The following is an 18,626-nucleotide window of genomic DNA, read 5'->3' on the forward strand; positions in this document are numbered from 1 at the left end:
ACGAAACGAGCATAGAGAGTTGACGGGTGGTGGAAGTCAACAAACGATCGGACATGAACTCGCCTTGGAGTAGCAAGTGTGAACCCTTCATTCAGAAGGCAGTAATATTTCGCCGTATCATCCGCGTTAAGGATTCGAGTGATTATCGCACTATACTGTGATAATAATCTGGGTGGTACCGCGGTAGGTTAAGTATATTCAAACCTCTCGTCCCTTTATTGGGATGAGGGGTTTTTTGTATTTTTCGGCTGTTTATCAATGTTTAATGCGTATTTAAAAAGTTAGACAATTAGTGGATTGGAGCGGAGGGCACTCGACTCCGGCGGGAGGTAGAGGGAAACGGGAGACCCCGCAGGCTTGCCGAGGAGGCTCCCGTCCCTCCCCGCGGAAAGCGAGTGCCTGCAGCGAAAAGGAACGAAAAACCTTTCGAGTCAATAACCAGAATTGTCTAGAAAACAGCCTATTTGAACTAACAGGAGGAAAAGAAGATGTCGTTTCAGCACCAGTCCATTGAACAAAAATGGCAAAAGTATTGGGAAGAAAACAAAACATTCAAGACACATGAAGAAAAAGGGAAAAAAAAATTCTATGCTTTAGACATGTTCCCATACCCATCCGGCGCAGGCTTGCACGTAGGTCACCCGGAAGGCTATACAGCAACAGACATCCTTTCACGTTTGAAACGTATGCAAGGGCAAAACGTCCTGCATCCTATGGGATGGGATGCATTCGGTTTACCTGCAGAGCAATATGCATTGGACACAGGAAATGACCCTGCAGAATTCACGGAGCATAACATCAACACATTCCGCAGACAGATCAAGTCCCTAGGCTTTTCCTATGACTGGGATCGTGAAGTGAACACGACAGATCCTGAGTATTATAAGTGGACTCAATGGATTTTCTTGAAGCTTTATGAAAAAGGCTTGGCGTATGTGGATGAAGTTCCGGTAAACTGGTGTCCCGCATTAGGTACAGTTTTAGCGAACGAAGAAGTAATCGACGGAAAATCTGAGCGTGGCGGACACCCGGTGGAACGCCGTCCAATGCGACAGTGGATCCTTAGAATTACAGAATACGCAGATCGTCTGCTTGAAGACTTAAACGAATTGGATTGGCCGGAAAGCTTGAAGGATATGCAACGCAACTGGATCGGTCGTTCGGAAGGTGCGAATGTACACTTCAGCATCGACGGCACGGATGAGAACTTCACCGTTTTCACAACCCGTCCAGATACACTTTTTGGTGCAACTTATGCGGTATTAGCTCCTGAACATCCTTTAGTAAAAAAAATCACTACCGATGAGCAGCGAGATGCAGTGGAAGCTTATATCGCGAAGGTACAAAGCAAGAGTGACCTTGAGCGTACAGAGCTTTCCAAAGAAAAGTCCGGAGAATTCACAGGCGCCTTCGCAGTAAACCCTGCCAACGGTGAGAAGCTGCCAATCTGGATTGCCGACTATGTATTGATGAGTTATGGAACTGGTGCCATCATGGCAGTTCCGGCGCATGACGAGCGCGACTGGGAATTCGCGACGAAGTTCGAGCTTCCTATCGTGGAAGTGGTTGCCGGTGGCGATGTTTCCAAGGAAGCCTACACAGGTGACGGCGAACACGTCAATTCCGATTTCTTAAACGGTCTTGGAAAGGAAGAAGCGATCTCCAACATGATCGAGTGGTTGGCTACAAATGAAAAAGGCGAAAAGAAAGTCTCCTACCGTCTTCGTGACTGGTTGTTCAGCCGCCAGCGTTATTGGGGCGAGCCAATTCCAATCATCCATTGGGAAGATGGCACAACTACAGCGGTACCGGAAGAACAGCTTCCACTTGTTTTACCGAAAACGTCGGAAATCCGTCCATCCGGTACAGGCGAATCCCCGCTTGCTGCCATTGAAGACTGGGTGAATGTCGTAGACCCTGAAACAGGCAAAAAAGGTCGTCGCGAAACAAACACCATGCCACAATGGGGCGGAAGTTGCTGGTACTACCTGCGCTATATCGACCCGAAAAACAGCGAGCAGCTTGCTGACCCTGAAAAACTGAAAGAATGGTTGCCGGTTGACATCTACATTGGCGGAGCGGAGCACGCAGTACTTCACTTACTATACGCTCGCTTCTGGCACAAATTCTTGTACGATATCGGTGTGGTTCCAACAAAAGAGCCGTTCCAAAAGCTTTTCAACCAAGGAATGATTCTTGGTGAAAATAACGAAAAGATGAGCAAATCCAAAGGGAATGTCGTAAACCCTGACCAGATCGTCGAATCCCACGGTGCCGACACCCTTCGTCTATATGAAATGTTCATGGGACCACTTGAAGCATCCATCGCCTGGTCCACGAATGGGCTTGACGGTTCACGCCGCTTCTTGGATCGCGTCTGGAGATTGTTTGTAGAGGAAAACGGCAAACTTAGCTCCAAAGTTGCAGAAGTGACAGAAGAGGATTCACTTGAGAAAACGTACCACGCAACTGTTAAAAAAGTGACCGAAGATTATGAAGGCTTACGTTTCAATACTGCCATTTCTCAGATGATGGTCTTCATTAACGATGCTTACAAAGCAGACACGATTGCCAAAGATTACGTTGAAGGCTTTGTTAAAATGCTTTCCCCGGTATGTCCGCACATTGCAGAAGAACTTTGGAAGAAGCTTGGGAACGAAGGCACCATCACTTATGAGGCTTGGCCAACATTTGATGAATCCAAACTAGTCGAAGATGAAATCGAAATCGTTGTCCAAGTAAACGGTAAGCTAAAAGCGAAACTTTACGTTCCATCCGACGCAACACGCGAAAAAATGGAAGAAATCGCCCTTGCAGATGATGCAGTGAAAGAATCCATCGAAGGCAAGACCGTCCGCAAAGTCATCGCCGTTCCAGGAAAACTTGTGAACATCGTCGCGAACTAAGCATTCAGTAGATGCAAGACTGCCGCCGTACTAGCCGTCCGGTTTGGCAGTCTTGTTTTCTTTTTGTTAAAATAGAGGTAATTAGCATTACACTACATAGAATCGAGGTTTTTCATATGTCAGAAATCCAAACAATTACGACCGATGAGTTGAAGAAGAAGCTTGACACAGGCGAAGAGCTATACCTTGTCGACGTCCGGGAAGACGAAGAAATCGAGATGGGCAAAATCAAACAGGCCGAGCACATCCGCATGGGCGATATTCCCGATAACCTAGACAAGCTAGATAAAGACAAAGAATACATCTTCATTTGCCGCTCCGGCCGCCGAAGCGAAAATGTCTGCCACTACCTGCAGGACCAAGGCTACAAAGTCCGCAACATGGAAGGCGGCATGCTGGAGTGGGAAGGCGAAACGGAATAACTACTTTGTGAATGACCACTGACCGGTGGGCGAGGAAGGGGCCGCTGGTTGGTGGTTTTTTGTTTTGAGTTTGAGGTTTGGGATTTTGCTTTTTCCAAAAGTGGGTAACTGGTACTTTCTTCTAGAAACGACTAACTAAGGATGATTTGCCTCGAGGATCGAATCGAAATATAAGCTCAGAAAAGCAATTAGTCAAAAAACGAGCAAAAGTAATCAAAAAACACTTCGAATTATACGAAAAACGCTTCCAATTATACAAAAAACCTCTTCAAATTGACGAGAATCCATATATTGTAAGAGGTGATACGATATTCTTTTTATAAAGTGGGGAATATTCTAAAAGAACTTTTGCGGAAAAGGAGGAGATATGTAGAAAGGTGTCTAATAGTACTCTTATCCTATAAAAGAGGTGATACTTTGATAAAAAAAACAAGAGGGGTCCCCCTAAGAGTGCATATTTTGAGAGCAATGAAGAGGAGAGTTCGACCGAATCATGAAAAATACCAAGATTTCCTCAACGAATTAGGAAGAAAAGAAGCAGGAATTTACGGTGAACAATCCTTAGACTACTACTTAAAACTTCTCCCAGAAACAGAACATCCCTACTACATTTTCCACGGGTTAAGACTTCCATTTAGGGACACCTTCTTTCAAATGGATACCCTCATTCTATTTTCAAATTTCTTTCTAGTTGTAGAGGTAAAATATTTTAAAGGAACTCTCTACTTTGATCCGAAAAACTATCAACTATTACAAGAAGTAGAAGGGAATCCGCTTAAAGTATATCCAGACCCAATACTACAAGCATCGAATCAATGTTCCAAATTACAGTCATGGCTAAGAACCAAACAGTTTCCTGAACTCCGGTGTGAAAAGCTGGCAGTATTAACTAACCCAAAAGTGATTATGAAAGTATTATCAGATCCTAGTGAAGTGGATAGATATGTAATAAAAAGCCCCGCACTTTCGATGAAAATAAATACACTACTAAAACGACATACAACACTTCCCTTAGATAAAAAGATCACTAAAAAAATAATTAAACTATTGCTTAGAGATCATACACCAGATACCTCTTCCCCTATTCTTCAGTATGGAGTCTTGCCTTCAGATATAATAACAGGTGTTTTATGCCCCAGTTGTAATCCCTGTAAGATAATGAAAAGAATTTTCGGTAAATGGGAGTGCTCCAATTGTGGAGGACAATCAGAAGATGCACACAGAGCGGCTTTAGTGGATTATGCACTATTAATAAGTCCATTCCTCACAATGAGAGAGTTAAAGAGGTATTTAGGGATAGAAAATCGTGCTACTATTATCAGATTGCTAAAAAACCTCGATATAGATTTTGTAGGAGGAACCAAATCCCGCACCTACAACCTCACCCCACTCCTAACAAAAACTTGAAACCATTTCCCAATCTTAACCGTATTTAAATACACAAGACTCTCAACCAGGTAGGAGGCCACATCAACCATGGACTACATCGACCAAAACATATTTCCGCTATTTCTTATTATGATAGGTACATTACTCATCCTGGAGGCAATTACAAGTTTCCAACAAAAAGGAGTTTCAAAGATCTCCACTGGTAATAGATTTCAAGGGATACTAATGACAGGGCTCATAACGATTGGCCTATTGGTGTACACGACTTCTAATAAATATTGGGACTTTAACTCGCTCTTTTTGGCGCTTATTCCCGTACTTTTGCCATTTATTATGATTCTTATGCAAAGAAAAAAAGACGAGATACATATAAAGAAATATGTACCGCAAAATGTGATGCATGTTCTAGAGAGAAATCTTGACGACAAAAGATATTCTTATAAAAAAGATGTCATTGCAAATGAGGATTATATTAGCAGCAATTATATTACGATGTATTATTTAGATGATCCATATCAAACTATCAAAATAAAGTGGAAGGATCTTGAAATAAGTGGATTAGAGGTGGAATTCCAAAATTTTGCCGATAAGGATTTCATTAAGGAAGTGGTGGGGGACCTTCGTGAGGAGAGACCACCTATCTCCTTTTTCAAATTCAACAAGATTTCCTTGAGCATTTCAGGCATTGCCATCTACATTGGTGCCATGCAGTTGCTTGGATTCTAAACAAAGAAGGAGATTCGCTCATCATTAGCGAAGCTCCTTCTATTTTTCTGTTACACTATCATTTATCCGCGCTACAACATATCCTTCCGATTCCCAAGAATCTCTAACTCTATAGATTTCGACGTAAAGAGCGAAAACCCTTTGGGGGTCTGACCCCCAAAGGGTTTTTTTTCTCATTTCCCTCAATCTAAGTATAAAACCCCAAATTTCCATCTATACATAGTAATAAAAACAAGCTCTATTAATCATGAAAGGAGGTTGTTCGGGTTGGTGCAGATAAGGATGTTTGATGAGGAGCATGAGCGGGATCTGGAGGATGCGGTGAATGATTTTTTAAAAGGGTTGTCGGACCGGGATGTGATTGATATTAAGTATCAGGTCGGTTGTATCAACGACGAAGAAGATCAGATTTATTGCTTCTCTGCAATGGTAATATTTAGAACCTGAAAACTTCTTTAAAAGATGTTTATCAGGTTCTTTTTTGTGGGTATAGATAAATATCTGAAACAAATCATAAATAATTGAAACATTTTCGTAACACTACTCGTCTAATTAGTAACAGGTCATAACAACAACAAAACAAATACAGAAAGGAAGTAATCACTATGAACCACCACACACAAAACGAGGTACTGCAAGAAGAAAGTAAATCATTTATCAACGAGTTTGGCATGTATGGAGTAGGACTAGCATTTGTAATGTCTTTCGTATTAATTGTAACTACGTAGGCTTGCCGCCTTTTTTCCGGCGTTCAGGCCTGCCAGTCTTCCTGTCACCAAGGCCGAGGTGATATTATAACCACCAGTATATCCATGGATATCAAGTACTTCTCCACAAAAATATAATCCGTCTTTCATTTTGGAAGCCATCTCTTTCGGATGAACTTCCTTCACTGAAACTCCACCACCGGTCACGAATGCCTTTTCGATGGAAAGCGTGCCGGATACTTCAAATCGGAATTGTTTGCACATTTTCGCAAGATCCCTTATTTTTTCATGGGCTAATGTCGCACCAATTTCCTGCTCGTCAATCCCGCAAACCTCCAACAAAAACAATAAATATCGTTCAGGTACAAGCCCTTTAAGAACATTCTTGATGGCTTTTTTTGGTTCGTCCTTTAATGCGTTGTGAAGCTGTTGGAAGACCTGCTCCTCATTCAATGCAGGCATCACATCCAAATTCATCGGTACTCTATTTACCCCAAACTTCTTCATCGTTTTCACGACGTACTGGCTGCACCGCAATACTGCTGGGCCAGACACACCAAAGTGGGTGAAAATCATATCCATCTGGTGCGTTTTTACGACTTTTCCTTTAGGGTTCAAGACGCTCAGAGCTACATCACGCAGGGATAATCCTTGTAATTTTTTCTCCCGAATAAATCTTTCCTGTGAATTCAAAGGAACCTCTGTCGGAAATAAATCCGTAATTTTATGACCGGCTTTCCGAGCCCATGGATATCCATCGCCAGTGGAACCGGTATGTGGCACCGATTTTCCTCCAACTGCTATGACAACACACGTACATTCCAAAAACTCGCCAGTTTTCAACAATACACCACGTGTACGATCCTCTTCGTATTCCACCGTTTCCACAGAAGTGTTTGTACGAATCTCCACGCGCAACTCTTTCATCCTATTCAATAACGCATCCACCACACTCTGCGCCTTATCGGACACAGGGAACATCCGGCCGTGATCTTCTTCCTTCAACTGAATACCAAGCTTTTCAAAAAACTTGATGATATCCTCGTTATTAAACTCGGAGAATGCGCTATATAGGAAACGCCCATTACCTGGGATATGTTTAATGATTTCGTCCACAGGTAAACGGTTTGTCACATTACAGCGTCCGCCACCTGAAATGGCAAGTTTCCGTCCAAGTTTATTTCCTTTATCTATCAATAATACCTTTGCTTTTTGTTCCGCTGCGGCGATAGAGGCCATAAGACCTGATGGGCCGCCACCTATGATAATAACATCGTATTTCATTTTTTCACCAACCAATTAATTTTTGCTTACATGTTGCCTATTATACCCTCTATTCTCATGTTGGACAAAAAGGACAACATTCCGTATTATTTTTATGAGATTAAGAATTAATGAAAAGGGGTATCAAATGACGTACTCACCGAACATTTCAGAAGCACATATTCCGTTCGACGGAGGCTGGACAGAGGAGAATGGAACCCCAGTCCTATTGCTTTCCGTTCCGACAATTCCTATAGAAATGAACATCAACATACATAAATTCTCCTATACATGGCTTTATGAAAAGGAAATGAATGCATATGTACTCTGTATCCTCCTTAACAAAGAGGAAGAATTCGGGCTGATTTTCAGTCAAAAAGAAGCGGGACAGCTCCTTCTGGATTCTGAAGCCTACGGGGTATTTACAGTTGTGATTACAAAAGAGTCTCTTCAACAGCTTGGAGACGACACACCATATCTATCTTTTCCAAAAATTTCACTATCTAGAAGTCTCCAGGCAGGCTGGTAATATAGTTCGCCATCACTAAGAAGTATGGTAAAATACAAAGGTTAAACAAAAAGTAACAAATAGTAGGTAGGGATTTTATGTCAACTTCAAATATATTGAGAGGTACCTTTATATTAACGCTGGGTACCATGATTTCCAGAGTTCTTGGGCTTGTTTATATCTTTCCTTTTTATGCTTTAGTAGGTAATGCGGGAGGGGAATTATATACATATGCCTATGTGCTTTATTCGGTTGTTTTAAGTATAGCGACCATGGGTGTGCCACTTGCGGTATCAAAATTTGTAGCTAAATACAATGCTCTTGAGGAATATGCAGTGGGAAGAAAGTTATTCAGTTCTGGTTTACTGTTAATGAGTATAACTGGAATTGTGTCTTTTTTAATACTTTATATATTGGCACCAGTATTTTCTCCAATGATAATTAATGAGAGCAGTCAGCATTCATATGATGATGTTACGCTAGTCATTCGAATGGTGAGTTTTGCTTTATTGCTTGTGCCTGTTATGAGTTTGATTAGAGGGTTCTTCCAAGGTCATGAATCGATGGGACCTACTGCTGTATCACAGGTTGTAGAGCAGATTGCGAGAATTATCTTCCTGTTAGGCAGTGTCTATATCATTATAAATGTGACGAAAGGAAGCTTGCCGACAGCGATTGGTTACGCAACTTTTGGTGCCTTTATTGGCGCGCTGGCAGGATTGGGAATACTAGTATGGTATTGGTTCAATAGAAAAAGACATCTTGATATACTTTTAGAAAAAGATAAAGGCAATGTAGTGGTTTCTTATAAAGAGATGTATAAAGAAATCCTATTATATGCGGCACCATTTGTTTTTGTCGGACTTGCCATGCCTTTATACCAATTAGTCGATACATTCACATTTAATAAAGCTATGGTATTTGCCGGTGTTGACAGTGAAACTTCCGGAAACGCTTTTGCCATTATTAACACTTACGGTCAGAAGCTTGTTATTATTCCTGTAACACTTGCAACAGCGTTTGCGCTTTCCTTGCTACCAGCTGTAACGAGATCGTTTATTAACAGTGAATCAGATGTCCTTCAGCGTCAATTAAGTACGACACTCCAAATTTTAATGTTCTTGACAGTGCCTGCATGTATTGGATTGGCGATACTTGGTGGTCCCGCTTATGCGGCTTTTTATTCCTATGACGAACTGGGAGGGTATTTGTTGACCTGGTATGCACCAACAGCAATCCCGTTAGCCATATTTACGGTAACAGCATCTGTACTTCAAGGGATCAATAAACAAAAATACACTGTATATGGTCTAGCAGCGGGTGTTGCTCTAAAGTTGATACTGAATTATCCATTAATCTTTTTCATGGAGGCGGAAGGGTCCATTGTTGCAACTGCAATCGGTTATTTGGCAAGTGTCTTCATTAACCTCTGGGCCATCCAGAAATTCACTGGTTTCAGTTATTCTATTGTGTTAAGGCGGGGAATGCTGATGACCATATTCAACGTAATCATGATTGTAGGAGTACTATTCGTATTGCAACTGCTTGAAGGGGTCGTCCCTTACAGCGAAGGCCGCCTACAAGCCATCATCGTTGTGGCTGTCAGCGGAATAGTAGGAGCAGGAATCTACTTCTTCCTCAGCTACAGAAGTAACCTGTTAATGTACTTGTTCGGTAACCGTTTTTCATTTTTAAATAGGAAAGAAAGAGGATAGAGGTCTCATATCGAAAGGGGCCTCTTTCCCTATGAAAGGAGCGGCAATTAATGAGATTAGATAAGATATTGGCAAACAGTGGCTTTGGAACGCGAAAAGAAGTGAAGAAACTTCTCAAAACTGGCGTCGTAAAAGTGGATGGACAGGTTGTGAAGGATGCAAAGGTGCATGTGGAACCTCACGAGCAGGAGGTAAGGGTGCTTGACGAAGTGGTAGAATACCGCGAATTCATCTACTTGATGATGCATAAACCACCTGGGCTACTGTCGGCTACAGAGGATCACAGACAGGAAACAGTGGTGGACATCCTGCAGGAAGAGGACAAAATATTTGAGCCGTTCCCTGTTGGGCGTTTGGACAAAGACACGGAAGGCCTACTTCTACTGACAAACGATGGTAAACTTGCACACCAACTACTATCACCCAAGAAACATGTATCGAAAACCTATTATGCAAAAATTGATGGAGAAGTGACAGTAGAGGATATCCAAGCCTTCCGAAAAGGAGTCACACTAGATGATGGCTATGAAACCATGCCAGCCGAGCTTAAAATCCTTGAGGCGGGTTCAGAATCTGAAATTGAGATTACCATTGTAGAAGGGAAGTTTCATCAAGTAAAGCGGATGTTCCAGGCGGTTGGAAAGACCGTTACCTACTTGAAGCGATTAAGCATGGGGGAACTGAAGCTGGACGAGGACCTGGAACTCGGCGAGTATCGTGAATTGACGGATGAAGAGCTTGACCTGTTACAACAAAGAAAATAAATAACGAAGAGCCCCATTCCTTAATGAAAAGGAACGGGGCTTTATTGTGTGATTTTCAGCATATCAATTGTATATGTAGTCTTATGAAGTCAACCTAACTTTTTTCTGCGTAGTAGTCCACTTACCTTTCGTAGGACTTTGAACCAAGTCATTAAATGCCAGCACATTTAAATCACGCTGGACGGTTCGGGGGGTGATCCCAAATTCATCGACCAACTGCTGAGTGGAAACAGTTCCCTTTTCATGAATAAACATGTAGATGGCTTTAATACGGGTTAGCATACGGTTAGTTGAAGGCTTCAAAAAACCACTCCTTATCCGGTATTTAACATGGCACTACTAGCTAAATTCTTGATGATAGGTGTTAGGTATTAAGTTAGTTTATATTGTACACGATTATGTGGATAAAATTCTAGAATAATGATGCAATTTACACAATATTAACATTAAGTCTAAGATGTGTTAAGAGAGAATCCAAAAAACATGAGTCTATATACATTATTTTACACTACTCGACAATATCCTGCTAGTAATTTTTAGAAAAATATGAAACTTTCGACCTAATGCATCGTATGAACATGTTAGGGGAGGGAATCGGTATGGAATTATTAACGTTAAAATTAAGAAAAGCAGGTTATGATGATGAGATGTCCATTGTGGAGGATATTAATTTCTCTGTTTCCAAAGGAGAGATGGTTGGCCTGATTGGTCCGAATGGAGCAGGTAAAAGTACGACCATTAAGACGTTGCTTGGATTGAATCCATTTTATGAAGGAGATATATCACTCCCTTCCGATAAATCGTATGCCTATATCCCGGAAAAGCCGGTATTCTATTATGATATGACATTATGGGAACATATAGATTTGATGGCATCTCTATTGGAGATTGATGAAAAGGTTTGGAAAGAGCGGGTGGAGGAGCTGTTGAAGTTATTTGATTTGGAAAAAGTCATACATGAATCTCCCGCCACCTTTTCAAAAGGGATGCAGCAAAAAGCCATGTTGATCTTTGCCATCATGTCCAGACCTTCTTTGTATATTGTGGATGAGCCGTTTATAGGCCTTGATCCGATTGCGACGAAGAGACTTCTCCATCTTTTTGAACAAGAACAGGCAAGGGGTGTCGGCATATTGTTGTGTACCCATGTGCTGGACACTGCAGAAAAGATTTGTGACAGGTTTATTCTTTTGGCTGAAGGACGTAAGAAAGCGGAAGGGACGTTAACAGATATACAGGCAGAATGCGATCTTCCTGGTGCTTCATTGCTCGACTGTTTTTATACCTTATCATCCAGGGAGCAAGAGAAATGACTGCATTTCAATTATACAGGGAGCGCCTCAAACAAGAGCGGAAGTATCAATGGAAAAACACGAAAGCCGTTATTGATTGGACCATTCTAGTCTATATTGTCCTTACATTACTATTCGTTGCCGCCATGGTTTATGATATGTTTCCGAGTTTTATAGCTGTGCTTCAGGAATTACCATACGGTCTGACTCTATTTGTCATCTACTATCTCGCATGGACGGGGACTATCCGAGTATTTTATCTGCAAGCGGATTCCTATTTTTTTGTTCATCGAAAAGACTTGTTGAGCGGATTAAAAAAATACGGGATTTTAGCAAGTAATAGTAAGAGTATAATCAAGGCAACACTGATTTCAATCCTCTCCTATTTCCTGATGGCGGCGGTCAGCCCTTCCATGTTGCCTTTGGTTGATTGGATTTTATATTATTCCGTTCTGTTCCTATTTATCACCATTCTTGGGAAAGTCATAGACTCACATTGGTCTGGGTGGAAGCGGAAAGGAATAAATTTTTTACTATTCCTTTTTATTGGGGTTCTGGCCTATATTACATTAGATAGAGGTATGTGGTTGATAGCAATTGCTGTACTTGTACTTGGTATTGTCCTCATGCATGTAATCTACTTGCGGTTGGAAAGTTTCTCGGTGGATATGGCTCATAATGAAAAAATCCGCCAAAAGTATGTCGGGATGATTTTTTATGCATCGGAATATGTTCAAGTTCCGCGGGCTTCAGAGAGAACCAAGCCTTTATTTTTCAAACGATCCCAACGAATTTTTGAGGACAGGAAACCTCACAGTGCTATGACTGAATTGTTTTTTAAATATTTGTTGCGCAACTCCCGCCATATTTTCTCGTATTTGCAACTGATCGGTATCACTATTGCCGTTATGGGGCATCTGCCACTGTGGATGACATTCGGCCTGTTTATGGCGTTTTTCTTTTTTCTGAAAGAATGGTTAAATATAGTATATGATGAACTGGTTGGACACCCCTTTTTAAATATGCATAAGGGGAAGAAATTGGTTCAGGAGCATTATCAGGACCTGGTGACGAGATGGCTGTATTATCCGGCCGTCGGTTTGGTCGGCTTTGTACTAGTAATGAATACGCTTTTTCATTTTCTAATGAGGTGATAAGATGACGAAAATCAAATGGCTGGAAGAAGTGGAGAAAAGAAAAGATTCCTTGATTAAAGATACACAGGAATTTTTGCAAATCAACAGTGTGTTGAATGAAGAGGAAGCAAGCCCTATGACCCCTTTTGGAAAAGGGATAGAGGAGGCGCTTCAATATTTATTACATAAAGGAGAAGCGGATGGCTTTCTCACTAAAAATGTAGATCATTACGCGGGACATATCGAGCATGGTCAGGGAGAAGAGCTGGTCGGAATTCTCTGTCACGTTGATGTTGTACCAGAAGGCGATGGATGGACCGATGAGCCGTTCAGTGCCAGCATCCGTGACGGGAAAATCTTCGCACGTGGAGCGATGGATGACAAAGGACCGACAATGGCAGCTTACTATGCCTTAAAAATTGTAAAGGAATTGGATCTTCCTGTATCGAAACGTGTCCGCATCATCATCGGAACGGACGAGGAAAGCAGCTGGCAATGTGTAGACCACTATTTCAAGCATGAAGAAATGCCAACGATGGGCTTTGCTCCTGATGCTGACTTCCCGATTATCTATGCGGAGAAGGGAATTGGTGATATTCAGCTTCAGCTCAAACTGGACGGGGAAGCACCTTCTGCTTCTGTGACCTTGTTAACGTTCGATTCTGGTCGTCGCCTAAACATGGTTCCGGATCATGCAAAAGCGGCACTAGAAATCACGGAAGGCATGGATGAAATTACGCATGCATTTAATGCGTATGTATCGGAACATGGGATAGAAGGCGGTTATACGAAGGAAGGAAATGCGTTATTCCTTTCCATCAAAGGTGTTTCCGCCCACGCGATGGAGCCTGATAATGGAACCAATGCAGGATATCATCTGGCTTCGTTCCTTCATACGGTAGAATTAGATGTAAGAGGGGCATCCTATGTCGGGTTCATCAGCGAAAAGCTAGCATTTGATTCCCGTGGGAAGAAGCTTGGCATCACCTTCCATGACGATATTACCGACGATCTGACAGTCAATACCGGTGTATTTCATTATAATCGTGAAGTCTCTGTTGGAGCTTTAGGGGTGAACATTCGTTTTCCGGTAACATGTGACACAAAGGAAACGGAAAAGCAGCTGCAGCTTGAGGCGGCTGAGTATGGATTTGAAGTGAACAAATTCAATGTTTCCCCTGCGCACCATGTTCCTCAGGATCACGAGCTTATTCAAAGTCTGCAAAAGGTTTATGAGGAGCAAACAGGCGAGAAGGCGGAATTGTTGTCCATTGGTGGTGGCACTTACGCTCGTTCTCTGGAAGCCGGAGTCGCTTTCGGTCCGTTATTCCCGGGTAGGGAGGATGTAGCCCATCAGAAAGATGAGTATATTTTCATAGAAGATCTGATCAAGGCGACTGCCATCTATGCTCAAGCCATTTATGAGCTGGCGAAATAACTTCTTTCATCGAAATGTATGTATGGTAGAATGTAAAGGTTACCTCCCATTTGGGTGGTAACCTTATTTATTGACCTTAATGTTGATTAATAGAAAGAAGGATATAAAAATGGGCAGTACCTCTATGAAAGACAAAACAACTCGTTATTTTAACAGCTTTTATTTTCTGATGTTTTTCAGCTTTGGCGCGCTATTCCCATTGCTGACCGTGTACTTGAAGGAAGATGTGGGCTTAAGTGGATCACAGATCGGGATGATCATGTCCATCAGTCCGGTCGTCATGATATTCGTCCAGCCGCTATGGGGAGTTTTTAGCGACTATACACAAAAGCCGAAGCAGATTCTGATTTGGACGTTGTTCCTGACAGCGGTAACCGGGATCGCTTTTTCTTTTATGGGAAGCTATGGAGGTCTGTTGGCGGTGGCCTTTTTGTTAGCTGTAACACAAAGTGCCCTAGTTCCCATCTCTGACAGCATTACATTGAACTATGTACAGAGGACGAAAGGAAATTACGGATCTATCAGACTGTGGGGGGCAATCGGGTTTGCAGTGGCAGTTTTAATTGCAGGATGGCTTTCTGATTTCTTCTCTTTAAAAGTGATATTTTTCACATTTGCGATAGCCTTATTGTTAGGCACAGTGGTTTCTACCTTATTACCGAAGGAAAGCCAGCCGGTCAGTGTGAATGTTCGTGATGGCATAGGAACACTGATGAAGATGCCGAAATTTGTGATGTTTCTTGTCACGACCTTTCTTATTTTCGGACCAGTGTTTGCCAATAATTTTTATTTTGGCTTGTTTATTACTGATATCGGAGGCACTGTAACGGGAGTCGGGATTGCTTTCTTGTTGGCTGCTGGTAGTGAGGCGCCTTTTATGAGGGTGGCAGGAAAATGGATTGGGCGCTTCGGATTGCATACAATCATGCTCAGTGCAGCGACGATCGCGATGATACGCTGGGTGTTGTATTTCTTTGAACCGCCATTATATGTGGTTTATGCCACGACCATTGCGCAAGGTTTCTCTGTCGGGCTTTTTATTCCGGCAGCGTTGCAATTTGTTCGTGACATCGCCCCGACTTCCGCGCGTGCGACAGCTGTCTCCTTGTATACTGCTGTCGGGAATGGACTTGGAAGCTGGTTCTGTACGTTTCTGGGCGGATTTATTTTAGAGTATTATTCTGTAGCACATGTATATCTGTTTTTTGGAATATTGACAATGTGTGGACTAGTTTTCATTATGATGATTAACCAGGCGGATAAGAAGGAGCTTGCGAAGGCTTCTTAAAAAATTTGGAGCCGATCTTTTCTCTGGATAGAGGAAGGCGGCTTTTTCTTTTTCGCATGGCTCTGTTACAGTTAACTGTTGATAACTGTTGATAATGAGAAGATTTCTAGCTGTTGATTGGCAAAAGGCGTAGACTCCAGCGGGGGAGTAGCGACAATCTTGAGACCCCGCAGGCAAAGCCCGAGGAGGCTCAAGGTCGCCCCGCGAAAAGCGAAGCCTTTTGCGGAAAGCAACAGCGGCGTCTAACCGATCCTTCCACATAAAAAAGACCCCGGCCATCTACCCCGCCAGGATCCTATACTTACTTACTCTCAAAATCAAACAAATCAGTCGACAAGTAACGCTCTCCAGTATCACAGGCGATACAAACTACTACATCATCAGGAGTCAATCTCTTCGCCACCTCTATCGCGGAGTAGCAGGCTGCCCCTGATGACGGCCCAACCAAGATACCTTCAAGACGTGCAAGCTTTCGTGTAATCTCATATGCATCCTCATCTTTAATCTTGAAAATCTCATCATATACTTTCTGGTTCAAGATGTCAGGGATAAATCCTGGGCTCGTTCCTACAAGCTTATGCTTCCCGGGTTTTCCACCTGACAATACCGGTGACCCAGCTGGCTCGACAACATGGACAGTCAATCCTTCATAATGCTTCTTTAACTCTTCTCCTGTCCCGGTGATCGTCCCGCCGGTGCCGGCAGTTGCCACAAAAGCAGACAATGGCTTACCGATCTGCTCCATCCCAGCAATGATTTCGAGTGCGGTGGATTTACGGTGTGCATCGGAGTTTGCATGGTTTTCGAACTGCATCGGCATGAAGCTGTTCGGGATTTCCTTCACCAGTTCCTGTGCTTTTTTTATCGCACCTGGCATTTTTTCATCTCCTGGTGTCAATACTACCTCTGCACCATATGCTTTAAGCAGATTAATTCGCTCGTTGGACATTGTATCAGGCATAATGAGTATCGCTTTATATCCTCTTGCAGCGGCATTCATTGCAAGGCCGATACCAGTGTTGCCGCTGGTGGGCTCAATGATGGTTGCCCCCGGCTCGATGAGACCGTCCTTTTCAGCTTGTATAATCATATTGAAAGCGGCTCTATCCTTTACACTGCCGCTTGGATTTTGGAATTCCAATTTCAAGTACACAGTTGCAGCTCCTTCTGGAACTATGCGGTTCAATTTAACCATAGGAGTGTCTCCGATTAAATCAGCCATATTTGTAACAACCTTCACGACTAAACACAACCTTTCTATCACATGCATCTAATAATTCGTATTGTAACATAAATGAGGAAAGTGGACTAAGTAGATGGATTATTGGGGTATTGACTAACCATATCGTCTGTATAATGCTAAGATACTATTCAAGGCTATACAGTATATCTGCTAAAATAAGAAGGGTGAGACGATGACAACACAAACTCATTATTTTCTAGCGGTACCTCTTCCACAAGAGTTGAAAGAAGAGTTACATCTATATATGAAGGAATTGAAAAACAAGTACCCATTCACCAGATGGGTGCATCCTGATGATTTGCATATAACACTTGCATTCCTTGGAAATATGGAGGATGCACAAAAGGTTAAGCTTACATCATTAATTTATGACGTTGCAGCTCAACATCATGCATTTTCACTTACCTTGAGTGATTTGGGCACTTTCGGTAATCCCCAGTCTCCAAGAATCTTTTGGCTAGGCATAGAAAAATCGCAATACTTGAACACCCTTCGCAAAGATGTATATGATGCATGTGAAAAGGTGGGTTTCCAGCTTGATTCACGGCCCTTCCATCCTCATATTACATTGGCAAGGAAATGGAAGGGGCCAGGCTCTATCAATCAAGACTCGCTTTCAACCTATAAAGATAAAAAAGGTTCTTTTGAAGTGAACGAAATCACTCTTTACGAGACACATCTCAACAGATTGCCAAAATATGAAGAAAAGGAAATTTTTCCATTAGTATAGGAGTAGGATTGGATTATGAGGGGAATGAAACTAGTAGTACAGGTAGGTATTCTTTATGTATTTTATCGGGTAGGAGTTTATATTCATGACATTTTTTCCATCCCGGTACCTGGGAGTATCATCGGCATGTTATTATTGCTGATGTTTCTAATGATAGGTTTGATCAAGGATAAATACCTGCAGGAAGGATCGCGTGTATTGCTAATCTACCTGCCTCTGTTTTTTGTGCCCGCTACAGTCGGAGTCATGGATCATCTTGAATTCTTATCTAGCTTGGATGGTCTGATCATGCTGTTTGCGCTTCTGGTAGGCACGATAGTAGTCCTGCTGAGTTCCGGATTGGTAGCTCAAAAAACGGCAGCAGCTGTCGATAATAAAACAAAGGATGCAAGGAGAGACGGGATATGAGTATTTGGGTCAGCATCCTGTTTATTCTGATTACGATTGTCCTTTTTCTTGGGATGAGGAGTCTATATAATCGCGTACGTAACCCGGTTTTCAATCCGGTAGCCACGACAACCCTAGTACTCATAATCGGATTGATGGTTTCAGATATTAGCTATGATACATATATGTTGGGGGGCTGGTGGATCCAGGAACTGCTTGGTCCGGCTGTGGTTGCCTTGGCATATCCACTATACTATCAACGGAAGAAAATCCTCCGTTACCGTTTTCCATTGTTTGTAGGCTTATTATCGGGAATTTCTATTGGTATCATTTCGGGTTTGTTGTATGTGAAAGCTGCTACTCTAAGCCCTGCCTATTCCGCTTCTTTTCTTCCAAAGTCTGTTACTTCCCCAATTGCAATGGATATTGCAGCCATTACAGGTGGTATTCCAAGCCTTGCTGCAGCATTAGTCATATTGAGCGGAATAATCGGAGCAGTATTCGGCCCGATGCTGATGAAGCGCATGGGAGTATCCCATTATCTTGGTGTCGGCGTTGCGCTTGGTTGTGCAGCCCATGGGATTGGTACTGCCAAGGCAATGGAATATGGAGAGGAAGAAGCTGCATTCAGTTCCATCAGCATGACGCTTTCTGCGTTAATCTATGCCTTAGTGCTGCCAATTACTATTCAATATTTATTATAGAAACGTTA

At 42.4% G+C, this 18,626-nt stretch carries 19 protein-coding genes and 1 other annotated feature (1 of these 20 only partly in view); of the genes, 16 read left to right on the forward strand and 3 right to left on the reverse strand.

The window, feature by feature from the left end:
- Window positions 1-218: a binding site (T-box leader), on the forward strand; it begins 29 nt to the left of the window's first position.
- A 270-nt stretch (window positions 219-488) separates the two neighbouring features.
- The 6 genes from leuS (at window position 489) to AB685_RS32380 (ending at window position 6,171) form a co-directional block, all read left to right on the forward strand.
- Complete coding sequence (gene leuS, locus AB685_RS13075) at window positions 489-2,906, forward strand: leucine--tRNA ligase (RefSeq protein WP_047971051.1); 2,418 nt, start codon at window positions 489-491, stop codon at window positions 2,904-2,906.
- A gap of 116 nt (window positions 2,907-3,022) precedes the next feature.
- A complete protein-coding gene (locus AB685_RS13080) occupies window positions 3,023-3,328 on the forward strand; it encodes a rhodanese-like domain-containing protein (protein ID WP_047971052.1) in 306 nt (101 codons plus the stop codon).
- A gap of 417 nt (window positions 3,329-3,745) precedes the next feature.
- Entirely contained in the window at window positions 3,746-4,735 is a 990-nt protein-coding gene (locus AB685_RS13085) for a nuclease-related domain-containing protein (protein ID WP_047971053.1), read from the forward strand.
- Window positions 4,736-4,804: 69 nt separating this feature from the next.
- Window positions 4,805-5,443 (forward strand): hypothetical protein, encoded by a 639-nt coding sequence (locus tag AB685_RS13090; RefSeq protein ID WP_047971054.1) that lies wholly within the window; start codon window positions 4,805-4,807, stop codon window positions 5,441-5,443.
- A 267-nt stretch (window positions 5,444-5,710) separates the two neighbouring features.
- On the forward strand, window positions 5,711-5,890 hold the full coding sequence (locus tag AB685_RS13095) for a sporulation protein Cse60 (RefSeq protein WP_047971055.1): 180 nt from the start codon (window positions 5,711-5,713) through the stop codon (window positions 5,888-5,890).
- Between the two features lie 158 nt (window positions 5,891-6,048).
- On the forward strand, window positions 6,049-6,171 hold the full coding sequence (locus AB685_RS32380; RefSeq protein WP_277814288.1) for a hypothetical protein: 123 nt from the start codon (window positions 6,049-6,051) through the stop codon (window positions 6,169-6,171).
- On the opposite strand, the gene AB685_RS13100 is transcribed toward AB685_RS32380, so the two are convergent.
- Window positions 6,154-7,434 carry an NAD(P)/FAD-dependent oxidoreductase gene (locus AB685_RS13100; RefSeq protein WP_047971387.1) on the reverse strand — a complete coding sequence of 427 codons (1,281 nt, stop codon included), beginning with the start codon at window positions 7,432-7,434 and terminating at the stop codon, window positions 6,154-6,156. The genes AB685_RS32380 and AB685_RS13100 overlap by 18 nt on opposite strands.
- A 127-nt stretch (window positions 7,435-7,561) precedes the next feature.
- Here AB685_RS13100 and AB685_RS13105 point away from each other — a divergent pair, with 127 nt between their 5' ends.
- From AB685_RS13105 to AB685_RS13115, 3 genes are all read left to right on the forward strand, one after another.
- Window positions 7,562-7,942, forward strand: a complete 381-nt coding sequence (locus tag AB685_RS13105) for a hypothetical protein (RefSeq protein WP_047971056.1) — start codon at window positions 7,562-7,564, stop codon at window positions 7,940-7,942.
- A gap of 77 nt (window positions 7,943-8,019) precedes the next feature.
- Complete coding sequence (locus tag AB685_RS13110; protein WP_047971057.1) at window positions 8,020-9,636, forward strand: polysaccharide biosynthesis protein; 1,617 nt, start codon at window positions 8,020-8,022, stop codon at window positions 9,634-9,636.
- Window positions 9,637-9,686: 50 nt separating this feature from the next.
- Window positions 9,687-10,400: a pseudouridine synthase gene (locus AB685_RS13115; protein WP_047971058.1), complete on the forward strand. Its 714-nt coding sequence runs from the start codon at window positions 9,687-9,689 to the stop codon at window positions 10,398-10,400.
- Between the two features lie 81 nt (window positions 10,401-10,481).
- Here AB685_RS13115 and AB685_RS13120 read toward each other — a convergent pair whose 3' ends face one another.
- Window positions 10,482-10,703 carry a DeoR family transcriptional regulator gene (locus AB685_RS13120; protein ID WP_047971059.1) on the reverse strand — a complete coding sequence of 74 codons (222 nt, stop codon included), beginning with the start codon at window positions 10,701-10,703 and terminating at the stop codon, window positions 10,482-10,484.
- 296 nt (window positions 10,704-10,999) lie between these two features.
- On the opposite strand from AB685_RS13120, the gene AB685_RS13125 reads away from it, so the two are divergent.
- The 4 genes from AB685_RS13125 (at window position 11,000) to AB685_RS13140 (ending at window position 15,554) form a co-directional block, all read left to right on the forward strand.
- Window positions 11,000-11,713, forward strand: a complete 714-nt coding sequence (locus AB685_RS13125; RefSeq protein WP_047971060.1) for an ABC transporter ATP-binding protein — start codon at window positions 11,000-11,002, stop codon at window positions 11,711-11,713.
- Complete coding sequence (locus AB685_RS13130) at window positions 11,710-12,846, forward strand: ABC transporter permease (RefSeq protein WP_047971061.1); 1,137 nt, start codon at window positions 11,710-11,712, stop codon at window positions 12,844-12,846. The genes AB685_RS13125 and AB685_RS13130 overlap by 4 nt, the downstream gene beginning before the upstream one ends.
- Window positions 12,847-12,850: 4 nt before the next feature.
- Window positions 12,851-14,266 (forward strand): dipeptidase PepV, encoded by a 1,416-nt coding sequence (pepV, locus tag AB685_RS13135; RefSeq protein ID WP_047971062.1) that lies wholly within the window; start codon window positions 12,851-12,853, stop codon window positions 14,264-14,266.
- A gap of 109 nt (window positions 14,267-14,375) precedes the next feature.
- Window positions 14,376-15,554 (forward strand): major facilitator superfamily domain-containing protein 6, encoded by a 1,179-nt coding sequence (locus tag AB685_RS13140; RefSeq protein ID WP_047971063.1) that lies wholly within the window; start codon window positions 14,376-14,378, stop codon window positions 15,552-15,554.
- Between the two features lie 301 nt (window positions 15,555-15,855).
- Here AB685_RS13140 and cysK read toward each other — a convergent pair whose 3' ends face one another.
- Complete coding sequence (gene cysK / locus AB685_RS13145; RefSeq protein ID WP_198530507.1) at window positions 15,856-16,824, reverse strand: cysteine synthase A; 969 nt, start codon at window positions 16,822-16,824, stop codon at window positions 15,856-15,858.
- Between the two features lie 145 nt (window positions 16,825-16,969).
- Between cysK and thpR the strand changes: the two genes are divergently transcribed.
- Genes thpR through AB685_RS13160 form a run of 3 tightly spaced genes read left to right on the forward strand, consistent with a single transcriptional unit; the run spans window position 16,970 to window position 18,618 of the window.
- Window positions 16,970-17,527: an RNA 2',3'-cyclic phosphodiesterase gene (thpR, locus tag AB685_RS13150; RefSeq protein WP_047971065.1), complete on the forward strand. Its 558-nt coding sequence runs from the start codon at window positions 16,970-16,972 to the stop codon at window positions 17,525-17,527.
- 24 nt (window positions 17,528-17,551) lie between these two features.
- Window positions 17,552-17,935 carry a CidA/LrgA family protein gene (locus AB685_RS13155; protein WP_157860719.1) on the forward strand — a complete coding sequence of 128 codons (384 nt, stop codon included), beginning with the start codon at window positions 17,552-17,554 and terminating at the stop codon, window positions 17,933-17,935.
- The gene (locus tag AB685_RS13160; RefSeq protein WP_047971067.1) at window positions 17,932-18,618 is read left to right on the forward strand and encodes an LrgB family protein; all 687 of its coding nucleotides are present in this window, start codon (window positions 17,932-17,934) and stop codon (window positions 18,616-18,618) included. The genes AB685_RS13155 and AB685_RS13160 overlap by 4 nt, the downstream gene beginning before the upstream one ends.
- Window positions 18,619-18,626: the final 8 nt, after the last annotated feature.

It is taken from the genome of Bacillus sp. LL01 (genome assembly GCF_001037965.1).

Excerpts from the sequence above, each read along its gene's own strand:
- leuS (WP_047971051.1), top strand. The coding sequence starts at position 489 with ATGTCGTTTCAGCACCAGTCCATTGAACAAAAATGGCAAAAGTATTGG.
- AB685_RS13160 (WP_047971067.1), top strand. The coding sequence starts at position 17,932 with ATGAGTATTTGGGTCAGCATCCTGTTTATTCTGATTACGATTGTCCTT.
- AB685_RS13090 (WP_047971054.1), top strand. The coding sequence starts at position 4,805 with ATGGACTACATCGACCAAAACATATTTCCGCTATTTCTTATTATGATA.
- thpR (WP_047971065.1), top strand. The coding sequence starts at position 16,970 with ATGACAACACAAACTCATTATTTTCTAGCGGTACCTCTTCCACAAGAG.
- pepV (WP_047971062.1), top strand. The coding sequence starts at position 12,851 with ATGACGAAAATCAAATGGCTGGAAGAAGTGGAGAAAAGAAAAGATTCC.
- AB685_RS13125 (WP_047971060.1), top strand. The coding sequence starts at position 11,000 with ATGGAATTATTAACGTTAAAATTAAGAAAAGCAGGTTATGATGATGAG.
- AB685_RS32380 (WP_277814288.1), top strand. The coding sequence starts at position 6,049 with ATGAACCACCACACACAAAACGAGGTACTGCAAGAAGAAAGTAAATCA.
- AB685_RS13155 (WP_157860719.1), top strand. The coding sequence starts at position 17,552 with ATGAAACTAGTAGTACAGGTAGGTATTCTTTATGTATTTTATCGGGTA.
- AB685_RS13110 (WP_047971057.1), top strand. The coding sequence starts at position 8,020 with ATGTCAACTTCAAATATATTGAGAGGTACCTTTATATTAACGCTGGGT.
- cysK (WP_198530507.1), bottom strand. The coding sequence starts at position 16,824 with ATGCATGTGATAGAAAGGTTGTGTTTAGTCGTGAAGGTTGTTACAAAT.
- AB685_RS13140 (WP_047971063.1), top strand. The coding sequence starts at position 14,376 with ATGGGCAGTACCTCTATGAAAGACAAAACAACTCGTTATTTTAACAGC.
- AB685_RS13115 (WP_047971058.1), top strand. The coding sequence starts at position 9,687 with ATGAGATTAGATAAGATATTGGCAAACAGTGGCTTTGGAACGCGAAAA.
- AB685_RS13100 (WP_047971387.1), bottom strand. The coding sequence starts at position 7,434 with ATGAAATACGATGTTATTATCATAGGTGGCGGCCCATCAGGTCTTATG.
- AB685_RS13080 (WP_047971052.1), top strand. The coding sequence starts at position 3,023 with ATGTCAGAAATCCAAACAATTACGACCGATGAGTTGAAGAAGAAGCTT.
- AB685_RS13105 (WP_047971056.1), top strand. The coding sequence starts at position 7,562 with ATGACGTACTCACCGAACATTTCAGAAGCACATATTCCGTTCGACGGA.
- AB685_RS13130 (WP_047971061.1), top strand. The coding sequence starts at position 11,710 with ATGACTGCATTTCAATTATACAGGGAGCGCCTCAAACAAGAGCGGAAG.